The organism is Sulfobacillus harzensis (assembly GCF_012933365.1).
Classification (GTDB): Bacteria; Bacillota; Sulfobacillia; order Sulfobacillales; family Sulfobacillaceae; genus Sulfobacillus_B; species Sulfobacillus_B harzensis.
Window position 1 is genome coordinate 1 of sequence record NZ_JABBVZ010000113.1, and the last position, 10,407, is coordinate 10,407.

Below are 10,407 nucleotides of genomic sequence, written 5' to 3' on the forward strand. Positions count from 1 at the left end.
CCCCAGGAATTGGCGCGGTTGGCCGACGACCCCGATGCCGCCGTCCGAGCGGAGGTGGCCGACAACCCGGCCACCCCGCCGGATGCCCTGGCGGCGCTCGCCGGCGATCCATTTTACATTGTCCGGGCGGCGGTGGCGCACAATCCAGCTACTCCCCCGGCCACGCGGGCCGTGCTGGCCGATGATGGGGAGTGGCTGGTCCGCACGCTGGCGCAGCATCCAACCGCTTCAACGGCGGAGATCCTGGCGATGGCCCAGCAGCGCGGCGATTAACCCCCCCCGTTTCAAAGCCCCTGCCCCTCGTGGGTGGGGGCCTTTTTATAGGTGAAAGGAAGGAGGTAATTATCGTGAATCAGGTCACTGTTCCCCGCAAAGGAGGACGCCCCGCCGGGGCTAAGCGCACCGAGAGTCTGAGCATGCAGTTAACCCCCGTGGAGGCCCGCATTTTACGCAGGGCGGCGGAGCTTGAAAGCCTCGGCCCGTCGTTGATCGCGCGGGCTGGCGCGCTGCAACGCGCGCGCCAAATATTAGCCGAAGCCGGAGAGAACGCTTAGGAAGGAGGCTGATTTATGACATTAAGGATTGCGGTTGACGCCGGGCATGGATACACCAAAGCGCTCGGCGAATCCGGGGAGCGCGTGCTGTTCCCCAGCCTGATTGCCCCGGCGCCTGCCAGCGTGGATCTTGGGGAGTATGCCCAGGTCGATACCGTGTGGATCGATGGCCAACCCTACGTGATCGGGGAGCCCGCACGTAGCTACGCCACCCCGCTCTGGAGTCGCGACAAGGCGACTGACGAAGACACGCTCCGGCTGATTCTGGTGGCGGCGGCAGAACTGGGAGCGGTCGGGCCGGTTGCGCTGGCTACTGGCCTGCCGCTCTCGTGGTTTGGTTCGCAGCGCCGCGCCTTTCGCGAGGCCCTGACTGGGTTTGGGGGCGTGGTGCAACGGGCCGGGCAACCCCCGCAAAGGGTCTGGTTCGAGTCGGTCATGGTCCTGCCTCAGGGAGTGGCTGCCGCCGGATCGTTGTTGGCGGCTCCGACTATGGAATCCGGCGCGTACCTCGTCGTCGATGTCGGGTACCGCACCACCGATTACATCGTGGTGGAGAAATCCGCCGATGGTGGACTGGATTACGAGCCGAGTGCCGCTGGATCGTTGGAACTGGGGATGCACACCGTGAGCCAAGCCGTGGCGGATGAGATCAGTTCGACGCATCAGGTGGACTATACGCCCGCCGAAGTCGAAGGCCGCACCCATGTCGTGGTGCGGGGCCAGAAACTCGATGTCACGCAACGCGCTCACGAGGCCCGTGAGGCCGTGGGGCGGCAGATTGCAAAGGTCCTGGCCGAGCGGCTGGGGCCGCAGGCCGACAAGTTGCTGGGCATCGTCGCCGTGGGTGGGGGATCGGATATCCTGCCCACCGCTATCCCCGGCACGATTGTGCCGCCCGACCCCCAATGGGCCAATGCGCAGGGGTATTTGCTGGCGTTGCGTTAGGGCCCACACCAAACGCAGCCCCCGTGCGGGGTTTAGGGCAATTTACCCCGCTTTGTAGGTCGTCCGGCGACCCTTCGACCGACAACCCAGCCGGGCATAGGTCGTCCGACGACCCACAATGTCATCAAAAACACCGGAAACCATTGCGAGACAAGGGGTTGAGTTAGGTCGTGCAAAGTGTGCGGATTTATTTCGATGATGAGGATGCCGCGTTAGTGTCCGCTATCGCGGCCATGCCGAAAGGCGAGCGGAGTACGCGCCTCAAGGCATTGATCGGCTTGGCTCTCTCTGGTACAGGCGGCTTACTCGTGCGCATCGAGGCCCTTGAGCGCCGGATGGATGCGCTAGGCCAGCAGAGTCCACCGCCCGCCGAGGCAACACCGCGTCCGGCACCGACCGTGGACGCGCAAAAAGCGGCGATTGGGCTCTTTAAGAAATTTGGGGCGTTGGATGAGGATTCGTAGCTCTTCAATGCCGATCGACAGTCCCCCTCTTCCGGCTCGGGAAAAGCGTCCGAGCCTCCCTCTCCCCCCAAAGGCGCGGGGGAGAAAAGATACACAGGATAAGGGGAACATGCCCCCACACGCGCGGCAGTGCCGCGCGGAAACCCTTTAAGTAGAGCCGGTTTGCAAGGTGGGGTCGAGTCCCTGCCTGTGGGGCATCGAGGCAGTTTTCCAACCCAAAATAGGGACTGGCCCGAGTGAGGAACCGCACAACGACGCCATTTGTTCGAGCCCCTATCCGAGTCCCAAAGTCCCTATTTCATCGAAAGGAGTTGGTAATGGTGGGAGAAAATACTACAGTCGAAAAAGACGGTGTACAAATCAAAGTCTGGATTCCCGGCGAGTTTTATGACCTGCTGAAAGCCCAAGCCGCGCGGCACCAAACGTCGGTCGCGGCGGAGGCCCGGCGGCTCATGCAAGCCGGTCTCGCTCCGCTTGGCACGTTGGATGAGTTGAAATCCGATCTCACTAACCTCAGCCAATTTGCTCGCCTGCACTTGGAACCCCTCGCCTTTATCGCGGCCATGGATGCCGCCTATAGCCGAGAGGGCTGGCGCGTTCAATTTTACGGGTCTCGGCCTAGCGATGCACCTGAGATTGATCATAGACTGGGCCTTACAGCGACAAAACGCATTCAACGTAAACTTCGGGGTCTCGGGGTTGAGGACGGTGATGGCGATGAAAACAACGGAGCTTAAAATCCGCGTGCCCACAGAGATGGCTGAAGCAGTGCGCACCGTGAGTGGCGCACGGAACCAGAGCATGAACGAGTACGTGAAACGGGCGATTCGCACCCAACTCATCGCAGACGCCACGAACATCGAAGCGGGCAACCTGCTAGCCCTGATCGGACAAGCCACCACCCCGCTAACCCAGGCCGCCAACTTTGCGGCGATCCACGCGGCAGCGACCATGGCGTTTTTGCGGGAATGGGCCCGGGATAGATATATCACAGCAGAGATGCCTGCGGACCTGGCGCAAGAAAAGGCGGAGCTGTTGGCCGACGCGGCGTTAGACCAAGCCTTGACCGCATTCGAAGACCCCCGCGTTCGGTCCCAGTTCGGGTGGATCGAGCGGGCGATACCCGACGACGCATAACAAGGAGGCGACACTATGCCCCGGCAACCATTCGTCATGCGCCTTCACTATTACTTACCCAAAGGGGAGGGGTTGAACGGCCTGCAATCCGGCGCGCACCACATCGAATATATGGGAAGCGCCGAAAAACACGAACTCTTACTAGGGGGTGAGCCTGCTGCCGACCGCACCACCCTGGAATCGGCGGCCATTCACGCCAAGTACGCTGGGGAGCGCGAAGGATCGATGGGCTATTTTGGCAATGCCGCCGACGATCCGAAGGCCGCCCAAAAGAGCATCCTCGCAGCCCAAGGACCCGTCTGGCGGGTGATTGCCAGTGTGGGGGAACAAGATGCCTTTGCGATGGGCGGCAGCCTCACGACGAAAGATGGGTGGGAACGCGCATCACCCCCTGTGGTACAAAAGATGATTGACCAACTCGGCTTGGACCCTGCCAAAGTGCAGTGGATTGCGGCGGCACACCGGCACCAAACGCACGAAAACAACCCCCACATCCACTTGTTGGTATGGGAGGAAGGAAAGCCCAGCCGCAAGACGGCCAAGTGGTCGGATGCTGAACGCCGGGCGATTCGGAAGGCGTGGATCTCGGAACTCTACAAGCCGGAACGCGAGCAACTGGGCAAAGAGAAATCGGCGGCCCGGACGGAGGCCCGGAGTGCGGTGATTGACTTGGTGGCCCGACGCAACGAACAGCAAGGATTTCACCGGGAGCTGACCGAACGGTTGGCAACGCTCGGCCAACATCTCCCCGGCCATGGGCGGTTGGCGTATGCCTACATGCCACCGGAGGTGAAAGCGGCGACGGAAGAAGTCATCCGTTGGCTGTGGAAGACCGACCACGGGCTGAAAGCCCAGCACGAAAAATATGTGAAATCGGCCCGAGAGCTCGGGATGGCCTATTGGCACCGCGATCCCGACAAAACCGAGAACAGTCCCGGACGCCAAGAAGCCCTCGACCGCATTCGGAGCAACGCCGAAGCGGACCTCATCAAGCGGCTCGCCGCGCCGGTACTGAAAGCGGCCCGAGACGCGGCACGCGGCCCCGCGATGGGAAAGCGTCCCCCCGTCGCGTCCGGCCAACGGCTGGTCGGCGCACTGCACCAAATCATGCACCGAGCCGAGCGTGATGCCCGGATGACCGCCTATTGGCTGGCGGAAGCCCAATGGCGGGCGAAGAAAGCGGAAGCGGACATCGCCCGGAATACCGGCCAAGAAATTGCCCAGTAACCCCGACCCTCACCGGTCGGGGTTTATTTATATGAGGAGGTGAACGTACATGAACGACCGCACCGGCAAAGCCCTGGTGGGCGGCCTCTTCGGGGCCATCCCCGGCTGGGTCATCGGGATGGAACTGGCCGATGTCGCGGCTGGCGTGGTTGAGCCCATCGCGAAAAACCTCAAGGCTGCAAAGGCGGCCAACAAGACGGGGTTTGCCCACGCGCACATCGGCTCGATCTGGCATCACTGGAAGGCGGAACACGGCTATCTGCCGACGCACTGGGCTAGCGTGTTCGCCCACCCTCATCTTGTGATAGGAGTCTTGGGGATGGGGGTCGTCACGGGCGGCTTTATCGCCTACCAGTCGGCCAAAGCCTCCGGCCTCAGCACCTGGGGCGGCCCACGAGCGGCGGGCAAGGGCCAATATGGCACCGCCCACTGGCGGCACCCGCGCTCACTCCGAGAGAGCTACAGCCGGTGGCAAGCGCCGATGACCAAAGAGAAAAAGGCCGTGACACTCAAGACCGTCAAGGCCATTCGCGCCGAGGCCCAAGCGATCCACGACAAATGGGTCCAGAACGGAAAAAAAGGCCCTGAGCCCGACCTGCCGAAAGTCGGGCTCTTGGTTGGCCTCGACACCGCGAAGGACCCGCTTAGCGGCTGGATTCTTGAGCGTGACGAACACGCGCTGGTTCTCGGGTCCACCCGTTCCGGCAAGACCCGGCGGTTGATTATCCCAACCGTCGGCATTATCGGGTCTACCGCCCAAGAATCGCTAGTCTTAACCGACCCCAAAGGCGAGTTGTACGACCATTGTGCCGAATGGCTGGAAAGTCGAGGCTACGATATTGTGCGGGTGGACCTCATTCGACCAAGGCCCGGCGGCACCCACCGCTTTAACCCGATTGCCAGCGTGTGGCACGCGCTCCATGATTCACAAGTACCCGATTACGCGCTAGCGGCCAAGATTTCGCGGTCGGTTGCCCACATCATCACCTTCGGTCAAGGCAACCTTGCCTCGACCGAGCCGATTTGGGTTAACGGGCAAATCAGTCTCACGTCGGCCATGATCCTCGCCGTGGCCGAGCGAGCGGAAACGGTGACTGAGTGCCACCTGGCGAGTGCCTACCGCCTCATGATCGAGGCGGGCAGCGACGAGGGGAAAACGCTCGACGTGTTTTTCAGCACCTTCGACGCCGGCCACCCGGCCCGATTGGCCTATAGCACCTACCAACTCGCGCAGGGGAAAACGCGGGCGAGCATCATCACCGGGGCGGCGGCGGGCTTGCAATTGTGGGGCGACCCCGAGGTGGCGTGGGTCATGAGCGCACAAGACCACGATATGGCGGGCATTGGGGCGGGCGAGCGGCCAACGGCAACCTTCCTCGTCATTCCTCATGACGATGCCAGCCGGTACATGGCGGCGGCATTGTACGTCAACATGCTCTTCCGAACCCTCACTGATGTCGCCCGCGACCATTCGGGTCGGCTACCACGTCGGGTCAATTTCCTCTTGGATGAATTTGGCAACCTGCCGTCGTTCCCCGATTTCGACCAATTCGTGACGGTCAGCGCCGGCATGGGCATTCGGCTGGTGTTGGCTTTGCAGAATATCGAACAACTCAGAAAACATTACGAATCCACCGAGCGCACAATCAGAGGCAATTTGGGCACGTGGCTCTTCTTGCGCACCTCGGATCTCCAAACCGCGAAGGAATTGTCCGAGATGATTGGCCGCTACACGCTCAATTCGGAATCGGCCCAAATGCCCGTGGTGAAATGGAACACCATTGACACCGGCGTGGCCCACACCTCGCAGGGCCTCAGCCTCACCGGGCGGGAGTTGGTCACAGCGGACGAGCTCATGCGCTGGCCGAAAGACCAAGTGCTCTGTTGGCAGGCGGGTTATCCCCCGGCTCAGTTTCCGCTCCCGGATTTGTCGCAGTGGCAAATCTTCCCGGACTTACAGGAACGGGCCCCGTGGCAGACCCCCCGTACCCCCATCCCAGAGGTGCCCATTTTCACGACGCCCACCGACTTGGTGGTCGAATCAACGGCGAAGAAGAAGTCGTCTCCGGCCCGTGGCGTGGCCGAGCCGGTGAAAGGGGGTGACCACGTGGATATCCCGGTCAGTGAACTCGGCAACTGGGGCGACCTGTTCTTAGGGCAACGCGCCCCGCTCGACCCGGACGACGTGCCGGGGGAGGCATGGGATGAGGACGCCGTGCCGGTGTAAAGCCTGGCCCCTTTTGTGATAGAGAGGAGGACGCAATGAACGCAACCGAAGCCCAAGCCGTGGTACAGAGCGGCATTCAGCAGATGTTGGAAGACCCCGACCAGTGGCGCCAGTGGGCGACCACGCTGAGCCGCTTTCATCACTATTCTCCCGGCAACGTACTGCTCATTATGTCGCAAATGCCCGACGCGACGCGCGTCGCGGGCTATCACGCGTGGCAGGATTTGGGCCGTCACGTGCAACGGGGCGAGCATGGCATTACGATATTAGCTCCCGTGATGCGCCGCCGCGAGGAAGAGGCCGCGACCGCCGAACCCGCAAAACCCGCACCACCGGCCCTCGTGGGATTCCGTGCGGCGACCGTGTTCGATGTCAGCCAAACCCAAGGGCGCGATCTCGCTATCCCCCAGCCCAAATTGCTCGACGGGGCCGCGTTGGTTGAACTGATCGGCAGTCTGAGCGCGACGGTCGGGGTCCCCGTGTTGATGGCCGAGTCCAACACCATGGGTGGGGCGAACGGGGTGTGGCGGCCCAGTGAAGGCACGATTACGGTCGCGCGTGATAGGAGCCCGGACCAGCAAGTGAAAACGCTCCTGCACGAATGGGCGCATGCCGTGGGAGTCCCCGATGTCGCCGCCGCGATGGACCGACACCGAGGCGCGGAGGAAATCACCGCCGAAACCACCGCCTACGTGTTGGCACAGCGGTTGGGGATGGATACCCGCCAGTACAGCATCCCCTATGTCGGCCACTGGGCCGCAGGCGATCCGGCCAAAGTGCTGGCCCTCACCCAAGCGGTCAGCCAGCGCGTGCAGACGATGAGCACCACGCTGGAGCAAGCCGCGCAACGCGATCCGGTCATCGCCCGGGCCCTGGGAATGCCGGAGCCGCAACAGGCCGAGCAGGAACAGGAAGACGATCTGGAATTGGAGGCATAGTCCGTCTCACCCGCCCCGCCCTCTTCGGAGGCGGGGCTTTCTGTATTTATGAGGGGCCGCACGCTTGGGCCTACTTTTTCGAGGAGGGAACAGATATGTTCGATATCGGTCATATGCATTTGCTAGCGAGCACTACAAACTTGGGCGCGACCAAGGCGGGTCAAACGATCAAGTCGCTCGTTACGAATACCGGCGGGTGGGTTGCCGGGCTGGGCATTCCGGCGGGTGGCTTGATGATCGGTTACCACGCGATCATGCGCAACCTCAGTGGCGGCGAGGCGGCCACTGATGCGCATCATTTGCAGGCCATGAAAAAAGTGCTGGTTGGCACGGCCATTGTCGCGGGCGCGGGCGGTTTGGCGCACTTCGCGGGCGGGCTATTTTAAGCGATCGGCACGGGGCCGTTCGTCCCCGAAAGGGGGCGGCGGTCCCGCGACCGCTTTAGAGGAAGGGGGAATAACCGTGGGAAATCTGGTGCTAGACGCTGTGCAAAAACTGTTGTTCAATGTCATCCAAGGGGCGTTGTCTTGGATCGGGGCGATTGCGGGAGCGCTCGGGAAACTGGGGACGCTCCAACTGGCCCTCCCGTGGATTCAGCCCGTGAAAGCCGACATCCTGGCGGTGACCTGGACCATCCTCGGGCTCTACATCGCCTATAAAGCCATCCACCACTATATCCTGTGGAACGAAGGCACGGCGGATCCGGATGGGTCGGTGTTGGCCAAAAGTATTCTGCGGACCGTCCTCTATGTCGCCCTATCCGGGACGATTGCCACCCTGGTCTACGAGTTCGGCTTGAATTTCGCGGTGATGCTCATTGCCGCCCCCATGGCGTCGTCCGTCCAGACCCTGCACGGGACGGTGGCCGCGATCAGCGGGGTCAGTTCGGATATCGGCATCGTCATCGCGGGCATCCTCTTCGCACTCATCGCCTTTGTGGCCTTGGTGATCATGCTCTTCCAGTTCGCTGTCCGGGCGGCGGAGATCGTCGTGTACGTCCTCGCGGCACCGTTGGTCAGCCTCGGACAGATGAACGCGGATGGGGGCACGTGGGGGCACTGGTGGACCAATCTGGTCATCCTAGCCATGACGCCGGTGGCCCAGTTCCTCGCCCTCAAAGGCTTTGCCTCGGCGACCGAGGTGATGGCGTTGGGGCACGGATTCGGCTTGGGCGGGGCGATGGCCCGGTTGGGCATCACGCTGCTCTTGCAAATCGGCTGGCTGGTCGTTGGCATTCGCGGCGCGCACCTGCTCAAGCAGTGGTCCTACTCCACGGGTATCGGCGGCGGGTTTGTCGGCATCGTGGGCCATATTGGACGCACCACAATCACGAACCGGATGACGGCGAGTACGAAAAGTAGCTCGGGTGGCGGGGGATCGGAATCTTAAGGGAGGGACGACTATGGATGATGTCGTGTACGTCAACTGGGACCCCTATGATGCGACGCGCCGGTACTGTCGCTGCCCCAACTGCGGCTACAGCTGGCCGCACATGGAAACGGGCAATCTCGCCCGCGACAAGCGATGGGCGGGCGAACACTACGGTGTCCCGACGCAGTGTGGCAACTGCGGGCTGTGGTCCAAGCCGACGACAACCAAGCGGCAATGGCGGCGGGGTCAGCAGCGCCAACTCTGTCCCGAGCCCCCACGCGACTTGCGCCAGGTTGTGCTAGAAGAAGAGGAGGAACGCTAATGGCTCGGTATCTCATTCCCAAGCCGATCCAGCGGCAATACGAGCTCTTTCCCGGCTGGGGGTTCACGCAGGTCACCGTCGTGGCGGTGGGGCTGGTCACCGGGGTGTTGTTCTTCGCCATGTTGACCGTCTTCCACCTCAGCATCCCCATCCGACTCATCGCGTTCGTGCTGCCACTCGGAATCGGGGGTTTCTTGGCCTTCCCCCCGCCGAATGAACAACCGCTCTACAAGCGGTTGCAGGCGGGGGTGGGCTTTTCGAAAAGCCCTCGCAAGTGGCTCTACGATTGGAACGCCAGCGATTGGAACGAGTAACGAGTACCTACCCCCGGCCTCACGGTCGGGGTTTTTTGTGAGGAGGTGAATTTACGTGAAAATCGTCGCGCGGCTGATGCGCATCGGGTTCCTGGCTCTGGTGGTCGCCATGGCGGGCATCGCAGCGATCCGCATGACTCAGGCGGTGGCTTTGCTTGTCGCCGCCAACCCGCTGCTGGGTTGGGCGGTGGGAGCGGCCCTGATTGGTGGTGCCATCCTGATCATGCGGTGGGGCGCCGTCCGTCCGGCGCAGCAGCCTCGCTAACGTCCCGGTTGACCACCCCCGGCCACGTGGTCGGGGGTCTTTTTGTGAGGAGGTGTTGTACTGTGAAACGCATGGCCAAACCCAAGAAAGCGGGGAAGCCGGAGCTCACTCCCGCGCAGAAAACGGCCCAGTCGTGGCTCCCCATTCGAGACTTGCGCGACGGCTGCCTCTTCCGCCCGGATGGCGGGGTGGTGGCGGGGATTCAGATCAGTCCGTTCAGTCTGGCGTTGAAGTCCGAACGCGAACGGACGCAAGCCATTCAAGGTTTCCAAGCCGCGCTGAGCGGGCTGACCGTACCCTGGCAGCTACTCTCGCTCTACCGCCCGGTGGATTTGGATTCATACCTGGCGAGTCTGGACACCGCCACGGACGCAGCAACCGGCACCCGACGCCGGGTGTTGGGTGATTATGCCCGCTGGGTCCGCCAACAAGTCCAAGCCGGGGATTCGGTCGAACGGCGCTACTACCTGCTCCTGACCCGGACGGGCCGGGACGCGGTGGCTGAGCACCAGCAGAGCCTTCGCGGCCTCATCGACGATTTGCAGCGCATTCGCGGGTTCCGGGCCGACGTGCTGACGGATGCGGCTTGGCGCGAGTTGCTGTTTCTGATGTTTCACGCGGGCCAAGCGGCGGTGGAAAGCAT

Annotated in this window: 15 protein-coding genes; all 15 read left to right on the forward strand. The window is 62.5% G+C overall.

Annotation, left to right across the window (positions count from 1 at the left end; translation table 11 throughout):
* On the forward strand, positions 1-273 hold a 273-nt coding region (locus HIJ39_RS19235; protein WP_207711794.1), incomplete at its 5' end, for a hypothetical protein.
* 74 nt (positions 274-347) lie between these two features.
* Entirely contained in the window at positions 348-554 is a 207-nt protein-coding gene (locus tag HIJ39_RS19240) for a hypothetical protein (protein WP_169102600.1), read from the forward strand.
* 15 nt (positions 555-569) lie between these two features.
* Positions 570-1,499: a ParM/StbA family protein gene (locus HIJ39_RS19245; RefSeq protein WP_169102602.1), complete on the forward strand. Its 930-nt coding sequence runs from the start codon at positions 570-572 to the stop codon at positions 1,497-1,499.
* A 170-nt stretch (positions 1,500-1,669) separates the two neighbouring features.
* A complete protein-coding gene (locus HIJ39_RS19250; RefSeq protein WP_169102604.1) occupies positions 1,670-1,963 on the forward strand; it encodes a hypothetical protein in 294 nt (97 codons plus the stop codon).
* 317 nt (positions 1,964-2,280) lie between these two features.
* Positions 2,281-2,700: a hypothetical protein gene (locus HIJ39_RS19255; protein WP_169102606.1), complete on the forward strand. Its 420-nt coding sequence runs from the start codon at positions 2,281-2,283 to the stop codon at positions 2,698-2,700.
* Positions 2,681-3,100, forward strand: a complete 420-nt coding sequence (locus tag HIJ39_RS19260) for a hypothetical protein (protein WP_169102608.1) — start codon at positions 2,681-2,683, stop codon at positions 3,098-3,100. Before HIJ39_RS19255 ends, HIJ39_RS19260 begins: the two co-directional genes overlap by 20 nt.
* Positions 3,101-3,115: 15 nt before the next feature.
* Positions 3,116-4,327 (forward strand): hypothetical protein, encoded by a 1,212-nt coding sequence (locus HIJ39_RS19265; RefSeq protein WP_169102610.1) that lies wholly within the window; start codon positions 3,116-3,118, stop codon positions 4,325-4,327.
* 49 nt (positions 4,328-4,376) lie between these two features.
* Positions 4,377-6,554, forward strand: a complete 2,178-nt coding sequence (locus HIJ39_RS19270) for a VirD4-like conjugal transfer protein, CD1115 family (protein ID WP_169102612.1) — start codon at positions 4,377-4,379, stop codon at positions 6,552-6,554.
* Positions 6,555-6,589: 35 nt separating this feature from the next.
* Positions 6,590-7,492, forward strand: a complete 903-nt coding sequence (locus HIJ39_RS19275; protein ID WP_169102614.1) for an ArdC-like ssDNA-binding domain-containing protein — start codon at positions 6,590-6,592, stop codon at positions 7,490-7,492.
* A 95-nt stretch (positions 7,493-7,587) separates the two neighbouring features.
* A complete protein-coding gene (locus tag HIJ39_RS19280; protein ID WP_169102615.1) occupies positions 7,588-7,878 on the forward strand; it encodes a hypothetical protein in 291 nt (96 codons plus the stop codon).
* Positions 7,879-7,954: 76 nt separating this feature from the next.
* Positions 7,955-8,881, forward strand: a complete 927-nt coding sequence (locus HIJ39_RS19285; protein ID WP_169102616.1) for a conjugal transfer protein TrbL family protein — start codon at positions 7,955-7,957, stop codon at positions 8,879-8,881.
* 13 nt (positions 8,882-8,894) lie between these two features.
* On the forward strand, positions 8,895-9,185 hold the full coding sequence (locus HIJ39_RS19290; RefSeq protein ID WP_169102617.1) for a hypothetical protein: 291 nt from the start codon (positions 8,895-8,897) through the stop codon (positions 9,183-9,185).
* Positions 9,185-9,499, forward strand: coding sequence for a hypothetical protein (locus HIJ39_RS19295; protein WP_169102618.1), 315 nt, complete (start codon positions 9,185-9,187; stop codon positions 9,497-9,499). Before HIJ39_RS19290 ends, HIJ39_RS19295 begins: the two co-directional genes overlap by 1 nt.
* Positions 9,500-9,554: 55 nt before the next feature.
* Positions 9,555-9,764: a hypothetical protein gene (locus HIJ39_RS19300; RefSeq protein ID WP_169102619.1), complete on the forward strand. Its 210-nt coding sequence runs from the start codon at positions 9,555-9,557 to the stop codon at positions 9,762-9,764.
* A 71-nt stretch (positions 9,765-9,835) separates the two neighbouring features.
* On the forward strand, positions 9,836-10,407 hold a 572-nt coding region (locus HIJ39_RS19305; protein WP_476718348.1), incomplete at its 3' end, for a TraC-like domain-containing protein.

Excerpts from the sequence above, each read along its gene's own strand:
- HIJ39_RS19275 (WP_169102614.1), top strand. The coding sequence starts at position 6,590 with ATGAACGCAACCGAAGCCCAAGCCGTGGTACAGAGCGGCATTCAGCAG.
- HIJ39_RS19245 (WP_169102602.1), top strand. The coding sequence starts at position 570 with ATGACATTAAGGATTGCGGTTGACGCCGGGCATGGATACACCAAAGCG.
- HIJ39_RS19295 (WP_169102618.1), top strand. The coding sequence starts at position 9,185 with ATGGCTCGGTATCTCATTCCCAAGCCGATCCAGCGGCAATACGAGCTC.
- HIJ39_RS19265 (WP_169102610.1), top strand. The coding sequence starts at position 3,116 with ATGCCCCGGCAACCATTCGTCATGCGCCTTCACTATTACTTACCCAAA.
- HIJ39_RS19270 (WP_169102612.1), top strand. The coding sequence starts at position 4,377 with ATGAACGACCGCACCGGCAAAGCCCTGGTGGGCGGCCTCTTCGGGGCC.
- HIJ39_RS19290 (WP_169102617.1), top strand. The coding sequence starts at position 8,895 with ATGGATGATGTCGTGTACGTCAACTGGGACCCCTATGATGCGACGCGC.
- HIJ39_RS19280 (WP_169102615.1), top strand. The coding sequence starts at position 7,588 with ATGTTCGATATCGGTCATATGCATTTGCTAGCGAGCACTACAAACTTG.
- HIJ39_RS19260 (WP_169102608.1), top strand. The coding sequence starts at position 2,681 with ATGAAAACAACGGAGCTTAAAATCCGCGTGCCCACAGAGATGGCTGAA.
- HIJ39_RS19255 (WP_169102606.1), top strand. The coding sequence starts at position 2,281 with ATGGTGGGAGAAAATACTACAGTCGAAAAAGACGGTGTACAAATCAAA.